Consider the following 21249-nt stretch of genomic DNA (forward strand, 5'->3'; position numbering starts at 1 on the left):
ACCAAATCCTCAACGAAACACATCACGCGATCAACGTAGTCGCTTCTAAATCGCGTCGCGCCGAGCCCCAAGATTGTAGGCTCAGCTGCGGAACCGCCCATTGTTGTTTGTATAAACGATCCGCGGGACAATCCATAAATCGTGCTCCAAATCGTTTCGGACGCCAATCAAAGGCTCGGTCCACTTCCGAACCTCTTCCAAATAACTCGCGACAAGAGGATCTGAGTTCTGCAATCGCTCCAATCCGCCGTCGAACGCGACCTTCTTTTTGAACAGGAAACCGATATCTGCGCCGAGGAAGTTTCCAGGGTTCTGCAAACCAGTTTTAATTGAGGGGACGGATGTATTTATGAACGTCTCGACCTCAGTCGCGACCTTTTTATCAATCGATTCGAGGATGTGAACCGTTCCGTGCTCTACTCTCACTATCTCTCCCGGCGCGCGCGCGGCATGCGCCTGCCCTTTTTGCCTCGACGTTCCCTGCGGCAGTACGGGTAGCCATAACCGACGAAAGAACCGCCTGGAAGATCTTATCAAAAGCATCGCGATCGTTCTTGTTCGCGTAGACATTCTCGCGCAATCGAAACAGCCCAAGCCAACAGCGAGCAACAAAGGGAGTGCCAACGCCCTCGTCCATAAATTTCTGTACGACAAAACCGGGGCCATTTTGTTGATCACGAAATTCGACCTCTGCTGCAAGTTGTTTAGCAAAACGTTGAATTGATTCTGTGAAACCAAAAGCACGTACGAGATTTGGAAGCCGGTTCGACGAACTATGCGAAGATGCGCGGGGTTCACATTGGGCAAGAATGTCAGCAATCCTTCGAGAGGAAGCTTTCCAATAAGGATAATCATCGCGCCGTCTTGCCATTTTCGGTAGGCGATCGTCCGCAATACGTTCCCCGCCTGATCTTCAATGCCAATTGGCCGCGCCGGCAAAATGGCCCCATCGAATGGCCGCGCCTCGAGTCCTGCCTCTTCGCTCGTTATCGATGAGTGCCGTAACGGTTGCCAGTTCTCGAATTGACATAAGTCCCGCCACGGTGTGATGAGCCGGATCCGCCCAAATAGCTGCCGCCATGACTGGTAGTGTGATGTCCGCCGCCGTAGCTGACGCGCCCTCCATGTCCTCCGCGTGCGTTTGCTTGTCCGATCACGCCGAGCAGCAACAGACCGGCAACTATTGCAATCAACTTCATATTTCGCCCGCCCCCTTTCGAATGTGGAAGCGCATCCAAGCGCCGCCGATGCGGGATAACAACCTCTGATACGCGCAAAATATGCAGCTTTACGCCGGGAATGGCTGGAGCGGAGCCGTTTTCCAGCGCGAGTAAGGCGCGCGTCCTCGTCCCCGAAACCTCGACCTCCAAATGGAGGTGGTGACCTCGTCTGAATGCCCAAGCCGATCGAGCAGGAATACCGCAGATGAAGGACCCTCTACGCTGATTATCATCATGGTCGCGATGCTAACGTAGGCCTGCTACTTGCTCGGGGCCAACATTGTCATCGCAGGAAATTTCCACCCAGTCGACTGCTGCAGCCGATCGGGATCTAATCTTCGTAGTGATCGAGCGTCATCGCGAGCTGTCGGCGCATTACGATGCGGCCTTGTCCGTGTCGGCGAAGCTCGATGGGGGGGCCGAGTTTGATGCCGCCGACAAAATCAGCAGTCAAAGGAACCATGTTCTCGCGGAGCATGCGAATGTGCTCATCCGTTCAACGCCAACCACGATCGCGGGCGTTATTGCTCTGACCCGTTACGTCGGCAGCCTACGAGAGTGGGAGCTTCCCGATGATGATGCGTGGGTTTTCTTAGAAGGGCTGGCAGACGCGATCGATGGAATCGCCATGGCGCAGCGGCTTGGGCGAGACGGCGATTAACATGGCGATCGGTTCATCTTCCGCGGCATACTTTTCTGGGGGACCATTGCTGCGCTTCTCTATTTCGTGTGGAAGTTGCCCTTCTGAGCCCGACGATTAGGGGCTCGCCCGAGCCAGTGTCGAGGCAATGGGGAGCGGCGGCTTTTCAACCACGGTAATCGCCCGCTCCTCGAACATGGCTGCGATATCAGTTTCGGTCGCCCTGTCCGACGCTGATCCGTCTTGAAATCGTCGACCACGAACGCCTTGCCAGCGGCGCGGCAGGCGCGGCCTGATGGACTGGGCTAAATCAAGCGAACGGCGCCCAACTGAGGCGGCCTTGAGCAACGCGGGTCGGTGTGCCTAGGAGGCCGGGCCCATAGCCTCAGCAACGGCTGCACCGTCGCGGCTATCAGCCCCTTAAGTGCCCAAGAAAACATTCGTTTCTGGAAATGGGGACACTTCCGGACATTACAGAACAAACGACCGCAGGAGCCGCTTTGGACCAGCCCCTGCGGCCGTGCCACGACGTTCCGCACGATCGCCACGGCGCCTGCTGGTTAACACGTAGATCTGCCAGGGTGAACTGGCGTGCCCCCGTTACGGCCTCAGCTGGAACTGCTCGAGTCCATCCTCGATCACTCGGAGGTCCTCAAGTAGAGCATCTCGAGAGGCAGTCGGGTCAACGCCTGATGTGGATTGTAGCTGTTCGAGCAACTGGCGCCGAAGGTCTCGCATATTCTCTAAGGCTTGCCGGTTCTTCAGACGTACATAAGCCGAAACGATCGATTCAATGGTTGTTGCCAATGAGTAGCTCCAAACAAAAAACTCTAAAACAGGTTGCGTCGTAACACTTGCGCGAGATAACCCGCAATGCGCCCTCACATAGGCCTGGTGATCAATCCGGCCCGAGGCTCCTGGGACGGAGTCGCTACACGGCCTTGTGCTGGAGAGAACGCTCGTCATCAGCCGCCCCCTTCACTGAGCTCGACAAGGTTGCCCTGGCAGCCAAAGGCGGCCTCAGCTGGGGGCATTGGAGCTGGATTCAATCGGGATCATCCTTCGAGACGGGTATCGGGAAACTTGGCAATCGCGGACTGTTCCTGTCCAAGATTGTGTCTGGACGACGCGCCGAGAAAGACCGATGTCCGGCTCTGAAGACAAAGGCCGCGAACTGAGGCGGCCTCTGTTGCGTGAGTCGAGGAAAAGCCATCGACCCGCATTTTTTTTGCAGCGCACTCAACAGCATTGATCGCTGGGATGGATGTCAAGAACCGGCGCGCACGCGCCTCGCCATCTATAGCGCACCTGGCCGATCGGTTAGGCACTGGACCCTGTCTCCATCCGGACGGGCTCGATTCTGTGCGCGCAGACCTCACTTCTTCGGCCATGTCGCCTGCGCGAATGTCATCGCGCGGCGGAAGTCGGTCATATCGATCCAGTCCTTCTCTTCCATGTGTCGTTCCCAGGTATATCCAGGAGAATCTTCCTCGTGCACGCGCTCTTTTGCGATGAAATACTTTCGATCAGCAGTATCCCGTTTTTGTAACCATCCATTGTGACTCGACCCAAAGGGCTGGCATGACAATCGCCTCCGTTATCGCTACCAATGTAGCGGCGGACTTTGGAGATTGTGAACCTAAGGGAAAGAAGGGCCGCCGAAAGGATTGTCGCCACCCATATCCCATACAAGCGGACGTCCCCGCACAGAATGGTTTGAGTGCGGTTCGCCTTTATCGGACCAGATCTTGATTGCGGTGGCGAGAGCATAGGTGCTGGGCTGCTCTGACCAATCGACGTAGAGATTGCCCTTGTGATCATGAAGTGCGAGGATGTTCTTCACGCCCTTCTCGAGGATAATATCGCGGACTTCCTCGAGGCGCTCGATGCGCCAGCTTTCTTCGTCCGATCGGTTGGCCGTGATTTTCACCTCTGCCATGTGCCCTCGTAGCTCAGTGGAAAGAGCGGGGGAGTTTCTACGTCTCGTGGCGTCGGTTCAAGTCCTGCCGAGGGCATCATCCACGGTCGCGTAGCTCCCGGTCGCCGATCAGAGCTTTAATCAGCGCGCCGACGAAGCCTCCGAGGGTGAGACCACCCAGGACCAGAAACAGTAGATCGGGATTTGGCATAAACCTTCAGCGTTGATGTAGAAGCGCAACGGGTTGTATTAGCGAGCCCGGAGGAATGACTGCAGATCCTTCCTCGAAGCAGCAGGATTTCCTCAAAATCTGCAGCTTTTCGTTCGTTCCGGGCCGACCCTGCGTTATATTGGCCGCGCCTCGGTTGATCCTTGGAATTTTTGTTCATTTGCCATCGCTACACTCTCCATCGACAGTGCCTGAGTTGGCCACGGGTCGCGCCCTTCAAAATCGTCTTAGCGTCGATGAAGACCCACAGCGGCGCTAGTTGCGGTCTCTAGGTAGGCTTCCTGGCTAGTTGAAGTCGACTTGGTGAGCGGCTTAAGTGGCAGTAGTAGCTTCCCTTGCTCAAGGCCGGCCTGATGCTGGGATCGCGCTAGGTCGCACCCGAGCCGCATCAGGTTACATTGCAGCCAGAGCCTCTGCTGTAAATCATGCTTGCTGCGCCGAAATAGGTTCCCGACATACGAGCCCATACGGAGACGGTACAAATGCTTAGCCATGTTCTGCTCCTGTGCAGCAATAGCCAAACTAGATGTGGCCAATTATTCCCGTTGCCTTCCAGACCGCCGAAATTTCCTTCGTGAGGCATCTCGTTCAGCGCTGAAATTGTAGCGCTCAATGAAAACCGATTAATGCAACAAATCCAGGATCGGCGCCTAAATTCGGCGGTTTGTCGGCTTCTTTCGTGGTTTTTGTTGCACGGATTATCGGTTTGCAGCGGCAGCGGACGTACGGAGTAAGGTCTTGCCCGCGACGATACGTTCGACGTGGGCATTGACGGCCGCCCAATGGTCCAAGGTCCGTTTATCGGCCAAGAACCTGTCCCAAGTCATGACGGTGCGGGGCCTTACCGGCACAAGGCGGTCACGCCAGTTGAGATAATGGATGAGAAGCGAAGGCAGCGGAAAGGAATGCAGTTCTGCGCGCGCCTCCTTTTCCGTGCAGGGAATTTCGTCGGCGAGCCAGTTATGAAATTCCTTAAGACGAGGTCGGCCGAAGTCAATCATGGATGACCGCTTAGAGAATTTTTGTGAGCTTTCGCGATGGCGGCGCAACACAGAACAATGGCTGGCAGTGCCAAGCGGGTTACCGTGCCAGTACCTTTTCGAGATCAGCAACAAGCCGATCGCGTTTTTCCTTCGGAAGCTTGTCGAGATTCTGCTGACGCCATTTTGACGGCCGGCAGATTGGCAGCGCTGGGCAAGCCGAGGAGATTCCAATCCGGTTGTCCCCGTTCAAACGACACCAGGAATTTTCGATGATCGTCTGGCATCTTGCCAACGATCTCCTCGACAAGCGTCTTGCGCGCGGCAATGAGCTCGTCCTTCGAAACGGGCTTTTTCGTCATCCCTTCGAAGCCGTGAAGGAATTCGTCGCTTATATCTTTCTGAGGTGAGCCGAGCACCTCGAACATCGGGCGATCGTGGCTCAAAAGATAAACGATAAAGGCCTTGCGGAGCTCATCCGTAATTCCCTCATTGGCTAACAAATCGCGAATATCGAATAGATCGCGCGGATGCTGGCGATCCAAAGTGGCGACGATTTTTCCGCCATAGAGATCGGCAAATGAGACCGTATGGGCCTCAGCGAACCCGAACTGCTCTTCAACGGCGGGACGCACCGAGGTCACAGCTGGCTCGAAAACGCAACCGCGCAGCACAGGCGTGACTTCAACCTTGATCTGGACACTCAGCGAACGAACTACGAGTTTGACGATCGCAGCCTCTTTCCGAGTCTCATGGACCTGCGAGTCTGGGACCTTCTCTTTGATCCTGGCGACGATATGCTTCATCGCCGAATCGATATCAGCAAGGGATTCGGCTCGCGGCGCGACAGGAACATAGGTTAGATCGATATCGACAGAGAGCCGTGGCAAGTCGCGCACGAAGAGATTGATCGCTGTGCCTCCTTTAAGGGCGAAGCACTTCTCTTCGTTGATAAATGGGAGAATGCGCAGAAGCAGCGCGACTTGCTTTTTGTAATCGTCAGCGAACGCCATCGAGATCTCCCGGCACCGTTATTTGATAGATCGGATCGAGAACACCACCTTTGATGAGCATGCGTTTGCCATGTCCTAGATCGACAGCATTCTTGTTAAGCCGCTTGAGCCAGGCGTGGTTGTGGCGGTCGGCGAAGTAGAAAAAGAGACGCTTGACCTTCACGCTCGCGCAATCTTTCAGGAGCTTTTGCAAGCGATCCGGACGAAGATTGGCAAGGCCACCAAGCAGGGCGTCGACCTGTTCAAAGCTCTCGTTGTTGGGCAATTCGTCAAGCAGCTCGAAAACGGCGCGCTCCGGCGTCGACAGGGTCAGAGGCCAGTCCCATTGCCCCCAATTCAGTTGAGTGACGTCGCCTCCCCGGAAGGCCGTGACGTCCAGCATCTTTCCGGTCTCGACATTCCAGCGGACGCTGCTTACGCCTTTGGCAACGGGATCATTTTTGAAAAGTCGCCGATCATTGTGGTAGATGAATTTGACCGTCAACGGCAGCTTGTCCACCCACGATGGCGGCGCTTTCGGTCCGTAGAGGTGAACGCGGCTCGTCGCTTGCGAAAGGTAATGGGCGTATCCCTGCAATTCGAGCGCCGTCCGTCCTCCCAAGACGAGCGGTGAATAATTCAGGATGCCTTGAAGGGAGATCACCACCTGCTGCCAGCTCAGCTCATAGCGTGGCCGCCGAAAGACCCCTCGAGTTGGCTGTTCGAGCCAGCCTCGTTGCACATAGAGATGTTGGAGCTGAGTTGAGTAGCCGTGTCGCTTGAGCCAAGCGGAATCCACGACCAGCCCCTCCGGAAGGAGCTTATCGAGCTGGTTTAAGAGCTGTCCTCTTTGTCTATCCATAATTGATATAATAGCATATTCTTAAACCGCCTGTCTAGTTCGAAGAATCTTCTGTAAATCAAGTATAGATTTATAAATTAGGCAATATTTAAACCGTAAGACGGCCCTGGATTTGGTCTTTGCGGGCTTACCTGACGAATTCAGGGATCTGTTTCATCGACACCCGCGGAATTCGTCTCAGTTTCATGCTCATCAACCTCGCCTGACGCGCTGCTACCTTCGCCTTTGCGGCCTCAGCAGCGATTTTCGACCGCATTCAAGAAGCGCTCCTGCGCGTCGGATTCAGAGGTTCCAGCAGCGGGCGCGAGTTCCTTAACCGCCTCGTGAAGACTGGAACATCGATCAGCGGCTCGATCGCACTCCAATGGAAAGAGAGTACCTTGCTCGTCACGTCTTGTCCGAATGTCGTAGGTGAGATCGACATCTTCCGAAAAACGGCGGATCGCACTGCAAGCCTTTTGATAGCGAAGTTCCGCCTTTGAAGACGAGATGTTCGCCTAAAGGCGAGGAAAAGAGCGCGTTCAGGCACCAGACGACCCAGACATCCTTTTCGAGAAGATGTGCCGGACGACCTGAGTTGGACGCAGCAACGCCGAGCGCCTCTTGGCGCTCGGCGTCAGACAGCTTTAGAAATCTATCCGACACGGAGTTCGCTTACCGGCTTGGCAAGCCAAGTCGGAAAGGAAGAAGCAGCTGACTTCAGCTCCTTCACTTCGGTCGGGGTCAATTTCTGACTGACGGACCTCAATGCTCGTTCTGCCGTCTCTGGGCCCACCCAGTCAAGCGCACGCACTATCTCACCGGTGCGTCGGTTCGCCAAGGCAAGCTGCCAACGCGGTGCATGCTTGAGCTCCACGACTTGCTTACCAAGGCGGAGCCTGCGGGAAGGACCAGAGGTCAGATAAACCTGGCGAACAGGTACTTGCGTCGTCAAACCAAGATGATTGGCCGCCGCCGCGCCGCTGGAAACAATGGTTTCGCCGCTGCGAACCTTGCTTTCCTCGAGGACTTTCTCGACTGATGGAGCTCTAACTCCGAAACGGCTTTCAACTGGACGCAAATATATCCCTCGTCTCGCGCAGAAGTCTTCCTCGCTCGGCAAGACGCGAAAGAGCCTGATCGACAGCAGCACGCTTTCCAAGATGCAAAAGCGCCTTGGCAGCGATCGGTGCGCCTTCGGGCAATTCTTTGGTTGCTTCCAGAATCCGCGTGCTCAGGTGGGTCACGGCTGACGCTCCAGTGTCAGAAACTAGGAGAACTTCTGACACACTACAAGTGCCTCGAACTCAAGCAATACCGGCTCCCGGTCACAGCTGAATCCTGAGCGTGGTCCATATGGCGATCGGGTGGCCTTCTGCAGCGCGATTCAAGGGCATTGTCTTAATAAGCGACAACGCGAAGATTGTTTGTCGCGCCTCTAAGTCCAAACGGCACTCCAGAGACGATCACAGCCAAGTCGCCCAATCGAATATAGCCCTCGTGGTGCGCGGCCGCCGAGGCGATGCGCGTCATCTCCTCATAGCCAGAAGGATCGCTGGACACTGCACTGTGCACCCCCCACAACAAGCTCATGCGCCGAGCCACTCTCTCATCCGGAGTAAGGGCAAGGATCGGCACCGGCGGCCGGCTTCGCGAGATCCGAGCGACTGTCGTCCCGCCTGCCGTGAAGCCGATGATGACCTTGGCGCCAATTGTAGCCGCAAGATCTGCCCCTGCGGCCGCGACGGCATGCGAAGGGGTACTCTCCACGTCAGCTCGAGAAGCCTCAATCAGCGACCGATAGAGATGATGCCGTTCCGTGCTTTTGATGATGCGATCCATCATGGCAACCGCTTCGACCGGGTAGGCCCCGCTTGCCGATTCAGCAGATAGCATCACTGCATCGGCTCCATCAAAGATCGCGGTCGCAACATCTGAGGTTTCCGCCCGCGTCGGCGTCGGCCCAGCCACCATGGAATCCAACATTTGCGTTGCGATGATGACGGATTTTCCGGCACGCCGACAGGCGCGCACGAGCTCCTTTTGCCGGCCAGGGACGTCCTCGGCCGGGATTTCGACGCCAAGATCACCGCGCGCCACCATAATGCCGTCTGACAAGCCAATGATGTCGTCGATGCGATCGAGCGCCATTGGCGTCTCGATCTTGGCGATCAGACCTGCGGCCTCGCCAATGATGGCGCGCGCCTCGATCAGGTCGGACGGTTTCTGAACAAAGGACAAGGCCACCCAGTCGACCCCAAGATCAATGCCGAAGGCGAGGTCGGCGCGATCTTTCTTGGTGAGCGGAGATAAGGCGAGCATGGCCCCCGGTACGTTGACCCCCTTGTGGTTCGAGATCAGGCCTCCGACCGCCACTTGCGCAACGATTTCTCCGTCTCCTGGCTCGGTGACCCTCAAGCGCACCCTGCCATCGTCAATGAGAAGTTCTTGTCCGGGATGGACGGCTGCAAAAATCTCCGGATGAGGCAAGGGTATCGATTGTTTTGCTCCTTTGGCTCCGTCGATCACAAAGCGGACCGTTTCACCAGCACGCAAAGCCAGCCTGCCTTCTTCAAGGGAGCCGATGCGGAGCTTTGGACCTTGGAGATCCTGCAGGATGCCTATCGGCCGGCCGAATTCCCGCTCGAGTTCACGGATACACACATAACTCTTGGCGTGGTCTTCGTGGGTTCCGTGACTGAAGTTTAGCCGAAAGATATCTACCCCGGAAAGGTAGAGAGCACGTATCTTCTCAGGCTCGGCACTTGCCGGACCGACGGTTGCCACGATCTTGGCGTGACGCGAGCGACGCAACGTATCCCCCATCTGAAAGAATATGATCGATCTAGCCATAAAGTCCAAAGCCGACCCTTACGGACTGCGGTCGACGGCGGTTGAGCAAGCCAATGTCCTCTTCGTCAGTCGCTTAACACTATGCGATGGACGCTATTGGCAAAGTGAATCCTGCTTTGAACCGATCCATGACAACCATTGTTTCAATGCGCTTTATGTCTGAACTTTCCTCTGTAAGTCGCCGGGCAAACCGCTCGTAATCTTCCATATCGTTTACGGTAACTAGCAAGACGACGTCGGCCAGACCTGTAACGTAGAATGCGCTCATCACTTCAGGCATCTTGCGAATTTGCCGCTTTAGACGATCAACGGTGTCGGCACGCGCGCGCTCTAAGGACATGAGCACCACTGCCGTCACATTCCGTCCAATTGCTTTTGGAGAAATGATGGAAACGTCGGCCTCTATGACCCCCTTGGATCGAAGGCGCTTCAGGCGACGTTGAACTCCGGATGCGGATAAGCCGACCTTCCCGCCAAGTTGTTCACTACAGAGGCGATTGTTTCGTTGGACGAGATCAAGAAGACGAAAATCGATCTTGTCGAGTTGCATCACTGCCTCGCGGCCGGCCGATTGCGATCGCGTCGGGGAAGCAGACGCCTGCGCGGCTTGTCCTGACATTTTCGATTCGTCACTAGACAGCCTAGCTGTTGAACGATCGATTTCTCCCGCTGTCATGTGCCTTGGAACACCTATGGGAGCCCAGCTCTTTGCGATACATCGAAGACAGTTGGTGCGGCGATCTCCCCCTCCGCCCGGGCTCACCACACTCGAACCCGGCCGCCATCTCGAGAATGTCGCGGGTCGGGACCCACGTCCGCTGAGAGCTGCTGAAGGCTGTCCGACTCCAGTTCTATCGATGCGCGCCCCGGACCCGAGCACATATTCCCCCGCCACACACGAGTGTGGTAGACGATCAAGCTCCGGAAGCGAGGGCTTTTTGCTCCTGATCAGCGGAAAGCACTATTGCGTTGACGGTTCGATATGCGAATACGATAGCGGGACCGATTGTTATGCCTGCCCCGGGATAAATTCCGCGCATCGGCGACGTCATGTCGTTGCCGCAAGCGTAAAGACCCTGGATTGCGTTGCCTTGTGCATCCAGGACGTTTCCGTAACTGTCGGTCGCCAATCCGGTCGCCGTGCCAAGCGTTGCCGGAACGATCGGCAACGCGACAAATGGTCCATCCTTGATTGGTCCAAGATTTGGATTTTTTCCCACGGTCGGATCGCCGAGCGTGCGATTGAAAGCCGATTCCCCACGCTTAAACAGAGGATCGCGTCCTTGGGCAGCGTGCGCGTTGTGTTCCTCGATGGTCTTTTGAAGCACGGCGGAATCTAGCTCCAGCTGCTTTGCGAGCTCCGAAATCGTTTCACCTGCCTTGATGTAGCCAAGGCGGACATATTTACCGATGCTCAACGTCCAGGGCCATGGCAGCAGGTGTCCCATGCCCCTCAACCGCACGAACTGGTGATCGCAGATGAAGTAGAATCGCTTATTCTCTGGATATCCGTTTTCAAACATTGCCAGGCAAATATCGTGGTACGAATTCGATTCGTTGACGAAACGTCTGGCATTTGGACCGACAGCAATGACCCCAGGACGGCCGCGGTCGAGCCAGCCGTATGGTACGACCTGCGAGCCGCTGCTGCGTTTCAGGATTGAAACCGGGGTCCAGAAGCCGGCGGATGCGACATCTTTGTCGATGGCTGCCCCGAGCGTGGTGGCAAGCCCAATGCCGTCACCGTTAACATCGGCGTGGGCCAGCGTAACGTCATGCTGGTGTGCACCACTGAGGTCCGCCCTCAACTGCGCGTTCCGGGCAAAACCGCCAGTTGCGAGAACAACACCACGCGAGGCGCGCACGCGGATGTCAAGGTTGATTCGCTTGACAACGGCACCCGTGACGCGCCCGCCTTCCTTGATGAGTTCGAGCGCTGGAGAAGATGGCCAAATTTCTACGCCGTACTCGCGCAGGCTCACCAGCAGCCGCGCGATCAAGGCATTCCCGCCGCTGAGCTCAGTACCACGCCTGAAGCTGAGCCGATCCCGCGCATAGCGGCTCAGGCGAGTTAAGACGTGCTTGAGCGACGCAACAGATTGGAGCGGGTTGAGAAAGCTTCTCACCTCACTCGATGAGATCATCATACCCCCGAGCACAAAGCGAATGGGGTCACCAATCAAATCGAAGTCGTTGCCTAGAAGCCGCCCATCATAGGGGGCGGGGCTCAGTGCCCGTCCCGTATCGGCGCCGCCAAGTTGGCTCGAGTGATAATCGGGCGTAGAGGCCAAGGTAAACTTGACACTCGTGCCGTTCTCGAGCGCGGTTAGCGCCGCCGGGCCGTCTTCAAGATAAGCATCAATGAATTGCGCCCGATAATGAACGCCGAGTTCATGCTGCAGGTATGTCCTCGCATTGGCGATGGTGTCATCGATGTTAGCCGCGCGCGCCTGGGCAGAACAAGGAACCCAGATCATGCCATTCGACAGGGCCGTCGTTCCGCCAAGTCGCGGAGATTTCTCGCATACAATGACGCGCAGTCCGGCCTTTGCCGCATACAGCGCCGCCGACAGTCCAGCCGCGCCGCTGCCGATCACGAGGACATCTGTCTCCCAGTCCTGATCAGGCCTGGTGCCTCCTTTTGAGGCGAAAGCGATCGTGTCCGGTTTAGCGCGGTCATTTGGTGTGTTCATGCGGCCTCGCTGCACGTTGCAGTGAACATCAATGAGTTTGCGGAAGCGGGACAGCTTTGAATTCCGCCGCCGCTGTTTTCACTGCCCGCTCAATTGGAATTCTTTCGATCGACGATGCGCCAACAAAGCCGACACACTCGGTCGTTCGATAGACCTCGATCGTATCTTCAGGCTCGGCAATTGCCCCACCATGGCAAAGCGAGAGGACGTCCGACCGGACGGTTCGCGCCGCCGCGTTGATCTCATTGATGCGCTGGATCGCCTCCGTTATGGATTGTCCGTCCTCATGACCGACCAGGCCGCCGCGCGTTGCGCCGACATGTGGGACGATGCAGTCGGCCCCTGCACTTGCCATCGCTTTGGCGTCTTGAGGGCTTGCGACATAGGCGAGCGAAAAGATATTCTTCTTGCGCGCGAGAGCGATCAGCTCGACCTCACGTTCAAAGCCGAGGCCGACGCGGCCGCGGCGGTCACGCCAGTTGTCACCCATGGTGGAGATCGTCGGATAGTTGATGACGCCGGAGAACCCAGCAGCCCAGAACTTGTCCAAAAGAGCATCGAGGTCGAGCCGGAGAGGATCCCAAGCCTCGATACCGCCAACCACCGGCACGGAACACACCACGTTACGAATTTCCGCCGCAAGCTCCAGCGTGCGTGCGTTGGAATCGCCAATCCGGCTCGTGGGAAGCCCCATCAGACGCGACAGGCCGGTCGAGTAGACCACCAGCATGTCGGCACCTCCAAGAACGGCACATTTCGCGACCAGGCCGCAGCTACTTCCTGCCGCGAGAATTGCTTTTCGCTCCGCCACCTGTCCTTGGATCCTGGAAAGAATTTCGGCTCGGTCAAACATCCGCATGGGATGAGCCTTCTTGCGTGAGTTGTTCCAGGATCCATGCCGCGGCAGCCTCGGCGAACTCGCCATCGTTAATGTGACAGTTCAGGTCGCGGACCACGACGTGGGCGGAGAGATGTTCCTTGACCGCATCCAGCCAAGCCTTGTCGGCGTCGGGATCGTAGAAGATGCCGCCTTGGCGGTCGTAATCGGATACGCCTTTCGCCGGCCAAAGGACCATTGTGGGTCCTTTTGCTCGCGATAGCCGTTCTGCCGTGAGCCGGCCAATGCTCGCGTTCTCAGACGCAGTTGTGCGCATGAGCGTCGTGTAAGGCGTATGGGCGTAGAACTGCCGACCGCGAAACCGATCAGGAACGCTCGATGGCAGGCCAAAATTGACCATATCGACCGCACCGGGTGCGATCACTTGCGGAATCTTTTGCCGCGACGCTGCCTTGAGCCGATCCGGACCGGCGCTTGCGGTGCCTCCAACGATTTCGTCTGCGAGCTCCGTTGTGGTCAAATCAATGACGGCGTCGAATTCACCAGCCGCGATCAGCTGCTCCATTTTACGGCCGCCCGCCCCGTTAGCCGGAAAGACGATCGCGTCTACGCCGGCGTCGGCAAGCCGCGCTGCGCACTGATTCGCCGCCGGCGTGGTCACGCCGAAGGCAGTGATCGCAACGATCTTCTTGTCTCGTCCAAGCTTGGCGGGAGCATAGCGCGTGGCCGCAATGGCCCGCCCCGCGTTCTCGAGCACCCTTGTGGTAAAGACATTGATGCCGAAGAGATCGACCAGCGTCGGATAGAGGATGATGTCGCTGTGAGTGGCCAATTCGGCGAGTAGCGCAGGCCTTGCGCTGCTCACCAGAAGTTTCGGAAAGCCATAAGGCAGCTCAGACACAACCTCGCCGAAAACCGCGCTCCCCCTGCCACCCGCAACCCCGACAATCGCGCTGATCGTTCCTGATCCCAGGAGATCACCAACCTTACTGCGCGTCCTTTCAGCAATCTGCTTTAAGAGTTCGGTGGGAGCCTTCGCATCGTCTTGTTTGTTGCCGTCATCCCTCTTAGTGCCGACGTCGATCAGGATGGTCTTGCGGCCGCACGCCTCGATAATGTCGGCAAGGTAAGACGCCTCGCGGCCCTTGGTATCCAGCGTGGCCACGATCGCGACCGCGTCCGTAGTCGCGGCTCCAGTCGCCAGTTCGGACAGGTTACCATCCCGGGCCGACCTCTGGTCGTCCGTACAATGGTGAGACACGATCTTCCTCCCAGAACCATTCCTAACAACAGGTGGTCTAGACCCGGCTCTGCCCGGGTATAAGATCGGTGAGGCGTCCAAATGGGTAACAATGGGTAGAAACGGTGAGAGCGAGAGTTCCCGGCAAACTTGCCACACACATGTCGGACATAGCTAAAGGCGCACAATTGCAAGTCTACGCGCCCTCTTTGCGCAGCCTTCCAGAAGGCTCCCTGCTGGTCATGGCGACCCTGCCAATCCTCGACTGGAATGAGTGTCTTTTGCGAGACTTGCTAACCCTCGACAAGGCAACGTCCGCTCCTCATGTCTATGCGGCGATACTCATGATCGACCCCTTCGCTTGCTGGGAGGATATTGCCGAATCGTTGAAGGATGCCGGCATCACCGGCGTCGCCAATTTCCCGCCTGCATCTATGATCGAGCGGTCGGCGGCGGGCGTACCCGTTGATGCCGGACAGGAGCTCGAACTTCGGCGGATGGAATGGTTCACAAGCCATGGTTTCAAGGCGTTGTTTGCCATCGCGAGCGATTCTGAAATTACCGCAGCGGAGAAGCGACTTGGCTCCCATCTGGACGGACTCATCCATCTACCAGCAGAGGCTCTTACACGGACGATGAGCGAGGAGATGGAGCTGGTAAGCCTTGGCCAGCACGGATCGTCATTACCAATGTTCGCGCTTCTGGATGGGACGACTTCGAAGCGGCCAACTTGAACAAAGTGACTAGCGGGATTGCGTGAGCCGCTACCTTACCCTATTGAATTAAGATTTTTTCAAGCCCTCCGTTGGCTTGTTACACAGCCTTGTGTTTGGGGCTCACGCGCGATCCGTCTCCCAAAATGGGTCTTAGAGCGGCCGTAATGCCAACCGTTGACCCATGTGCCGAGTGACCGGATCAAGTGCTAGGTCTTTGATCCCTGCGTAAGCGCCCGCAGACGAAGCTTACTCATCCGAATGTTCTGCTTCAGACGACGTTCTGAGATTGGCGAACTAAGTCGGTCTACGATATCAGCGTAGCTCGTGAGATTGTGCCTGTTAAAGGCCGCTAATCTCAACAGCTCGCCAGCATAGCCGGCAGGACGGCCTCCAGCGCCCTGAGTTGTTTCGCCGCTTCTGCTTGGTCAGCACCGATGTAGAAGATGGGACTTGCTACACCTGATTCCCATCGCAAGTTAGCCGCAATGAAATCGTTGTTGAAGACACAGACACGCTTTTCCAAGCCGGTGACCGCCTTAGGGTACGCAAACCTCGCCCCATCGGACATCTCGATTCGAAACTGCATCCTTCGGGGAGCCGTTCATGTTTCATGCCGTACTGCCTTTGGCCCGAACATCAGCTTCTCAAGCGGCTGGATGTCGAGTCGGGCAGTCTCCAAATTGTCATCCTTCTCGTGAGCACGCCGGGCATCTTCTTGGCAACGGTCACCCGCATCGAGAAGAACCCTAGGGCGCGGCTAATATTGGAGCGAGCCCGCTACGTCGTGATCTTGGTCGCCGCTGCCCTGTTCGGGGGCCTATCTTCACGCGAACCACAAAGACGATTCGTATGAGAATGCCCTGCGGGATGGCGCTGTGGTGGCCTGTTTGAAGATGGGGGCCTGCAAAGCGGCAGCACCCGGGCCGCCGTGTCGTGCTTGAGGAACGTCACCAGGCGGGCCATCGAATTGCGATAGCTCTCATAGGTGCTCTGCTTGCGGCCTGCCCGCTTGGCTTCCTTCCACCAATCCTCGACCAGCCCGGTGAGGGAATTCTGGAGGCGCTCCGCTTTGGCTTTTCCTTCGGCGCATCTGCCGGGGCCTGCCACTCGGGAAAGCGAGCTGCCTTGGGTTCGAGCGAATAGTCCCCCCTGCATTCCGTTGACGGCTCGCAAAGGCGTCACGCAGCGCCATCCAAAAGGCGGCGAGCAGGAGAGCACGCGATTCGCTATCCACACGGCGGATGCCCTTGGTCAGCAAGAGGCGGTCCGCAATGGGCCCGAGTGCCTTCTCTAATTTGTTGGCCTCACCGTCACCGCCAACCCTCTCCCACATCTCCGTTACGGCTGCCCAGTGAGCTTCTTGCTCGTCGTAGCTCTCCGTGTCGGGCGCCCAGCCAACTCCGGGCGTGTGGACCATGGCGACTCCGGGCGCGGCTCTCGCTGGTCGCCCAAACGCGATAGAGTTCGCCTGCCAAGGCCGTCGCCTGCCGGTGGGTGAGACGCACGGGGGAGTCAGTGCGGAGCGCCGCCCAGACGGTTTCCAGATAAGCCGCCGCGAGCGCCTGACGCGTCTTGACCTCGCTAGGCTCTGTGGTGCGAAGGGAGAACCGTACGGCCTGAGCGCCCTCGCTAGGGCTCACGAAAACGAAGGCGTCACCGAGCGGAATCGCCAGTTCAAAACCGACTGCTTTGCACCGGACATCAGCCGGAATGCGCTGCACGAAAAGAGGAAAACGAGACCGGTCCCGGCGCATCGGCCGAACAACCCTGAACAGCAATGTTACACCCAATTGTTACACAGTTGGGGCCAAAGCAACACTCTGAAAGGGCTTATCTAACTGGATTTGTTTGCGATCCAGAAATGTATGGTGCCCAGGAAAGGATTGCGGCTCGATCCATCAAACCGTAGCAAAAACAGTCACTTACCTCTGCGCCAAGTCCGACCCTTGTACCACTGGACTGTGCGCGTGTCGACCCTGCTCTGGTCGCCATTCGGCACGCATGGCGAGGGCAGCGAGACCGCGGCTGGAAAAGCGGCTTGGGACAGTGTGGCGCTGCATCGATGCATTTCCGTCACCGGCCATGCGATTAGTATTCACTCCCGGCCTGCAGGAAAGGCAGGATTCCCGGCCTGGCCAAGGCGTGCCGACGGCCTGTCGCGGGACGACAATTGGCTAGCGTCACATCAGCCAGATCGAAGAAGCCGCCGTCGCGCACGGCCCAGCAAGTCTGCGCCACCTGCATCGCGGCCGCGGCACCGATTTCGCTCGACCCACTGCGCCAACCGGAGGCCGCCGCCCAGCCATCGAAGGTGCCCCGAGAAGACCAAGACCTGTAGGCACCTTTTTCCCTGAGTCACTTCGTGCGCTCGCGCGTCTGCAAGTCCAGTTGGCGACGGCACAGCGGATCGTTTGGGTAATAGGTCGGGAAGGCCGCTGCCAGAGCCTCCCAGTCGGCGGTATTGATCAGATCTTGTACGCTCGCTCCTCGCGCCCGCAGAGTCGGCCACACTGTCTTCTTTGGGGCGACCTTCTCATCTGCGGCCCAGAGCCTGCGCGTTTTGTCCAATTGCCGAAGCAACAGCTTGGACCGAAGCACTCGCTTGATTCGACCGATGACTTGCAGGCGATGCAACTCTTTCCAAATAGCTTTGTATACGCTTCGTCGTGATGAAGGGAACTCGTCTTCCGGTAAACCGATCGGCACCTGCTGGCCGTCCCGATATTCCTGCGCAGCCCAGCCTGCGAGATCAAGCAAGAGATTCAGTCGGTCATTATCATAGACAGAATTGGTCAACAGCGACGTTCTGCGCACATACGTTTCGATCGTACTGTACCGATTTAGGCTGTAAAACTTGGGAGATGCATGCCGAACGTTCAGCAACTTGCGCAAATAGCGTTGCCTCGCGTGATCTGCTGATCTGAAATCCCCCTCGGCCTCTGCCCGATCAGTTATCATCTCATAGATATCGTGCCAGTCACGCTCAAGATCTCCTTCGAAGGTCACCGTTTGGGGCTGTGGGAGCGATTCAAGAGTGCTGGCAACTTGAAGGAGGATTCTCGGTTCATCCTCCACAATACTAACAGCACGACTTAGTTCGCTGATCGAGGCCGCGACGTGCTCGGATTTCTTCACCTCATCACGCTCCACCGCACTCATGTAGGAGGCGACGCGCGCGCGGCAGACCGAGAGTTTCGCAAGGTCCACTTGGGCAAGTTTCAGCGAATGCTCAATTTGATCGATTAAGCCTAGCGTGGCAACCGAGGCCGCGCCAGGCGCCTCTCGACCGATGCCGCGCCGCTGGAAGTCGCTGATCATAACGCTGACCGCGTTCTCGACTAACGCCAGTGCGTCGCGGGCCGGCTGTTGTTGGACTTCGATCAGCCCCTTCAACAGGTACTCATAAAACTCCCACTTGTAGCGCCGTACAGCGCCTCTTGGTGGTTGTCCGCGGGGCGGTTCTGCTGCGCCGAATATCCACCTGAAGAAGATGTGCGTAATCGATGGATGTCTCAACTCCAATCCGCCGCGCCCTCGGCATCGCACTTCCCCGCTCCACTGCTCCGGTAGCTCTTTGATCCGAGTCCTTATTAAGGCCGCCGATGTAGACGTCTGACTTCGGGCGAGGTGGTCGGCCATGGATTCGAGAAGTGATGTAGATGGCAATCCGAATTGATATCGCGGTTCGAAATGCTGGGTTGTTAAGTGGAGCCTATTGCAGAACGCAAGACACGCCAGCGCATCGAGTTCTGGATCGTCATGGCCAAGACCCTCGATTATTCGGCTATATCTACTCTCCAGCATAACGCCTCGCGTCGCGGCGAACATTGCCGGGAAGAGCCCGCCTCTTTGAGAGCCCTCATTTGATAATGCAGCTAAGAACAACTCCTTTAGGTCCATTTCTGGGTGTTCGGCTGCTCCATATTTCTGAACCGCGGCAACGTACAAATCCGCATCTGCAGCCCTAACAGGAGTAAGCCTCTCCGGAATCCACGGAAGGTTGCCGAGTCGACGCAATCGGCGCGCAGCGTATTCGCGGCACCCCAAGACGACGGTCGCGGCACCACCTCTGTCCGGTGAGTATTCCGATAGCCAGTCCGGCAGATCTTGTAGTTCGTGCGCGTCGTCGATGATCAGGACGTGCGCGCTCCGGGACGGGGGTTCACGTGGCAAAACTCCGTTTGAACACCAATAAAGTTGCGCGTCTCGTTCTGAGAGCAGCGCATCAGCAGTCTGCATAAGAGTTGTCGTGAGACCTTCAGCTACCGGCGCAGAAACCTGAATCGCCGCGGCACCTTCATCAACGAGCCGGACTAGTCGTTCTACGTCGAAGGATCGGGCCACAGCTATGTGCTTAGCAACATGAAATCTCGGAGGGGCTCCGCGCAGGTATCCCCTCGCGAGTAGTTTGAACGACTGATCATGTTTGCATGCGAAAACATCCGCTGTAATCGCGGTAGCGGTGTTGAACTGGTCTGAGCCGGCTTCCTGTAAGCCGACAGTATGTCCAGGCGCGTGCGTTGTCAGGGCTGGGCCCGCGGTTGTCGGGCTGGAAGGCAATGAAGCCGGAGAGACCGGCTGTCCCCATACGCCCACTGCGAAACGACGATATTTGTCGGCACCCGAGTCCGGGGACATATCCAAGTCCGCGAATACACGGCAAACGAGATCAACAAGTGACCTGTACCGTTTCCCACCTTCCCTAAAGTACCGCCGGAAATCGTCGTACCCCCACAGGGAGATATCATCCAAGTCTTCGCGGGGAACGCTAGGATAGCCATCCTCAAGAGCCTTGGTCGCCTTTTGGCTCACCAAATCGAAAAGTTGCGCTCTGGTCTTGATGCCAAGACCAATTCTGAGTGCATCGATCCGATCTCGGCGATCCTTGAGAGCTTCCTTTTCCCGGTCTTTATCCGCTGTGCTCGGCATTCGGCCCCTGGAGTCAAACTCCTACGGATTTCCTACGGATTTCCTACGCTTTCCGCCGGATACAACCAAGCGCGGTTTGTGGTGGTCTCGTTCGCATGCTGGCAGCAGGCCAGCGACCATCAGCAAGGAGATTGAGATGCTCTACCGCGCACCTCCAGCAACCAGAGTGATCGTGGCGCCGTCTGACCAAGAGGTCAAGCGAACGTTCTCGCACTTCCAACCCATCCTCGATGATGGGCCCGTACCTGTCCGCGGCCGCCGAATTGGCTGGAAGACCACCAATGCAGGCTCGCTTGGTGCGATTTTCGTCAACGAGCTAACCGGGCGGCGCACCCTTTGGGTGCTCGACTTTCAGTCGCGCCGCCCGCGTCAATTGGCGGTACTCGCGTAAGCCTGCTGCGAGGCTGCCGCGCTCGGCAGCCTCTCCCCTTATAATCCCAGTCAACCCAACACGAAAGGAAACGCCCATGTTGTTCTTCAATCGCTCAAGCACTGCCCCTGCATCTTCCAACCGGGCGCCCGTCGCCCAGCGGAGGACTCCTCAGCCAGCAATCCGCTGTGCCGATCTCGTTGCATTGGTCGTATTCAACGATCACGGCAAGGTGCTGAATGGCTTCATCTCTGCTTTCGACGGGTCATTCGCGAAGGCTGTGCAGGCATTACCAAATGCGGTCTGCGGCTCATGGACCAACATCGCCGACGGACTAAGCGTCGCAAATGACCTCCTCGGCCGCATGCCCAGGGGCCTGAGGCGCCGAATCTGGCTGCTGTCGGACGGCTGCGCGAATCCTCATAACAACGCAATTTGGGATGAGGTTGCGCGAGCGAGAGCGCAATGGACGAACATTAATACAATCGGATTCGGGAATCCGCATGAGTTCGATCGTGATCTCCTCGCGCGCATCGCTGATGCTACGCACAATGGCCATTACTACGAAGCCACAACCGTAGCTGCTCTTGGGCAGGCGTTCCGCCGCGCGGCCAGTTCGCGCAAGGGTACCAATCACAGGGGCGAGGCCACGGTCTTCTGCATCGACACGAGCGGCTCGATGACCGCTGCTATGGAAGGCCAACGGCGCATCGAGGCCGTCCGAGACGCGCTGAATAGTCTGCTCGTCTACAAGCAGAAGATGTGGAGCTAGTCAGTTAGGGCGGGGATG

The 21249-nt window shown here is 57.3% G+C and carries 14 protein-coding genes, 1 tRNA gene and 3 pseudogenes; 5 read left to right on the forward strand and 13 right to left on the reverse strand.

The window, feature by feature from the left end:
- Positions 1-81: 81 nt before the first annotated feature.
- Positions 82-894, reverse strand: coding sequence for a hypothetical protein (locus AAE027_RS22980; protein WP_370988796.1), 813 nt, complete (start codon positions 892-894; stop codon positions 82-84).
- Positions 895-1500: 606 nt separating this feature from the next.
- On the opposite strand from AAE027_RS22980, the gene AAE027_RS22985 reads away from it, so the two are divergent.
- Positions 1501-1881 (forward strand): hypothetical protein, encoded by a 381-nt coding sequence (locus tag AAE027_RS22985; protein ID WP_370988795.1) that lies wholly within the window; start codon positions 1501-1503, stop codon positions 1879-1881.
- A 1618-nt stretch (positions 1882-3499) separates the two neighbouring features.
- Here the strand turns inward: AAE027_RS22985 and AAE027_RS22990 are convergent.
- On the reverse strand, positions 3500-3799 hold the full coding sequence (locus AAE027_RS22990; RefSeq protein WP_370988794.1) for a hypothetical protein: 300 nt from the start codon (positions 3797-3799) through the stop codon (positions 3500-3502).
- 2 nt (positions 3800-3801) lie between these two features.
- Between AAE027_RS22990 and AAE027_RS22995 the strand changes: the two genes are divergently transcribed.
- Positions 3802-3875, forward strand: a tRNA-OTHER gene (locus tag AAE027_RS22995).
- A gap of 830 nt (positions 3876-4705) precedes the next feature.
- On the opposite strand, the gene AAE027_RS23000 is transcribed toward AAE027_RS22995, so the two are convergent.
- The 10 genes and pseudogenes from AAE027_RS23000 to AAE027_RS23045 form a co-directional block, all read right to left on the reverse strand.
- The gene (locus AAE027_RS23000; RefSeq protein WP_370988793.1) at positions 4706-5008 is read right to left on the reverse strand and encodes a hypothetical protein; all 303 of its coding nucleotides are present in this window, start codon (positions 5006-5008) and stop codon (positions 4706-4708) included.
- A 79-nt stretch (positions 5009-5087) separates the two neighbouring features.
- Positions 5088-6000, reverse strand: a pseudogene (locus tag AAE027_RS23005) (nucleotidyl transferase AbiEii/AbiGii toxin family protein).
- Positions 5987-6841, reverse strand: coding sequence for a type IV toxin-antitoxin system AbiEi family antitoxin domain-containing protein (locus tag AAE027_RS23010; RefSeq protein ID WP_370988792.1), 855 nt, complete (start codon positions 6839-6841; stop codon positions 5987-5989). The pseudogene AAE027_RS23005 and the gene AAE027_RS23010 overlap by 14 nt, the downstream one beginning before the upstream one ends.
- A gap of 398 nt (positions 6842-7239) precedes the next feature.
- A pseudogene (locus AAE027_RS23015) lies at positions 7240-7486 on the reverse strand (nucleotidyl transferase AbiEii/AbiGii toxin family protein); the annotation flags it as partial.
- Positions 7476-8067, reverse strand: a pseudogene (locus tag AAE027_RS23020) (DUF6088 family protein). The pseudogenes AAE027_RS23015 and AAE027_RS23020, both read right to left, overlap by 11 nt.
- A 154-nt stretch (positions 8068-8221) precedes the next feature.
- Positions 8222-9634 carry a pyruvate kinase gene (gene pyk, locus AAE027_RS23025; RefSeq protein WP_370988815.1) on the reverse strand — a complete coding sequence of 471 codons (1413 nt, stop codon included), beginning with the start codon at positions 9632-9634 and terminating at the stop codon, positions 8222-8224.
- A gap of 118 nt (positions 9635-9752) precedes the next feature.
- Entirely contained in the window at positions 9753-10223 is a 471-nt protein-coding gene (locus AAE027_RS23030) for an Lrp/AsnC family transcriptional regulator (protein WP_370988814.1), read from the reverse strand.
- Positions 10224-10587: 364 nt separating this feature from the next.
- A complete protein-coding gene (locus AAE027_RS23035; RefSeq protein ID WP_370988791.1) occupies positions 10588-12366 on the reverse strand; it encodes an FAD-dependent oxidoreductase in 1779 nt (592 codons plus the stop codon).
- Positions 12367-12394: 28 nt separating this feature from the next.
- Positions 12395-13225 carry a phosphoenolpyruvate hydrolase family protein gene (locus tag AAE027_RS23040; RefSeq protein ID WP_479714243.1) on the reverse strand — a complete coding sequence of 277 codons (831 nt, stop codon included), beginning with the start codon at positions 13223-13225 and terminating at the stop codon, positions 12395-12397.
- Positions 13212-14465, reverse strand: coding sequence for a Tm-1-like ATP-binding domain-containing protein (locus AAE027_RS23045; RefSeq protein WP_370988790.1), 1254 nt, complete (start codon positions 14463-14465; stop codon positions 13212-13214). Before AAE027_RS23045 ends, AAE027_RS23040 begins: the two co-directional genes overlap by 14 nt.
- Before the next feature lie 140 nt (positions 14466-14605).
- Between AAE027_RS23045 and AAE027_RS23050 the strand changes: the two genes are divergently transcribed.
- Positions 14606-15178 (forward strand): hypothetical protein, encoded by a 573-nt coding sequence (locus AAE027_RS23050; RefSeq protein WP_370988789.1) that lies wholly within the window; start codon positions 14606-14608, stop codon positions 15176-15178.
- Between the two features lie 2337 nt (positions 15179-17515).
- Here the strand turns inward: AAE027_RS23050 and AAE027_RS23055 are convergent.
- The gene (locus tag AAE027_RS23055; protein ID WP_370988788.1) at positions 17516-18553 is read right to left on the reverse strand and encodes a hypothetical protein; all 1038 of its coding nucleotides are present in this window, start codon (positions 18551-18553) and stop codon (positions 17516-17518) included.
- A gap of 1672 nt (positions 18554-20225) precedes the next feature.
- Here AAE027_RS23055 and AAE027_RS23060 point away from each other — a divergent pair.
- Positions 20226-20480, forward strand: coding sequence for a hypothetical protein (locus AAE027_RS23060; protein WP_370988787.1), 255 nt, complete (start codon positions 20226-20228; stop codon positions 20478-20480).
- A gap of 76 nt (positions 20481-20556) precedes the next feature.
- Positions 20557-21231, forward strand: a complete 675-nt coding sequence (locus tag AAE027_RS23065) for a VWA domain-containing protein (protein WP_370988786.1) — start codon at positions 20557-20559, stop codon at positions 21229-21231.
- The last annotated feature ends 18 nt before the right edge of the window (positions 21232-21249 follow it).

It is taken from the genome of Bradyrhizobium sp. DN3 (genome assembly GCF_041357655.1).
Taxonomy (GTDB): Bacteria; Pseudomonadota; Alphaproteobacteria; order Rhizobiales; family Xanthobacteraceae; genus Bradyrhizobium.

Excerpts from the sequence above, each read along its gene's own strand:
- AAE027_RS23040 (WP_479714243.1), bottom strand. The coding sequence starts at position 13,225 with ATGCGGATGTTTGACCGAGCCGAAATTCTTTCCAGGATCCAAGGACAG.
- AAE027_RS23010 (WP_370988792.1), bottom strand. The coding sequence starts at position 6,841 with ATGGATAGACAAAGAGGACAGCTCTTAAACCAGCTCGATAAGCTCCTT.
- AAE027_RS23060 (WP_370988787.1), top strand. The coding sequence starts at position 20,226 with ATGCTCTACCGCGCACCTCCAGCAACCAGAGTGATCGTGGCGCCGTCT.
- AAE027_RS23065 (WP_370988786.1), top strand. The coding sequence starts at position 20,557 with ATGTTGTTCTTCAATCGCTCAAGCACTGCCCCTGCATCTTCCAACCGG.
- AAE027_RS23000 (WP_370988793.1), bottom strand. The coding sequence starts at position 5,008 with ATGATTGACTTCGGCCGACCTCGTCTTAAGGAATTTCATAACTGGCTC.
- AAE027_RS23050 (WP_370988789.1), top strand. The coding sequence starts at position 14,606 with ATGTCGGACATAGCTAAAGGCGCACAATTGCAAGTCTACGCGCCCTCT.
- AAE027_RS22990 (WP_370988794.1), bottom strand. The coding sequence starts at position 3,799 with ATGGCAGAGGTGAAAATCACGGCCAACCGATCGGACGAAGAAAGCTGG.
- AAE027_RS23035 (WP_370988791.1), bottom strand. The coding sequence starts at position 12,366 with ATGAACACACCAAATGACCGCGCTAAACCGGACACGATCGCTTTCGCC.
- AAE027_RS23030 (WP_370988814.1), bottom strand. The coding sequence starts at position 10,223 with ATGCAACTCGACAAGATCGATTTTCGTCTTCTTGATCTCGTCCAACGA.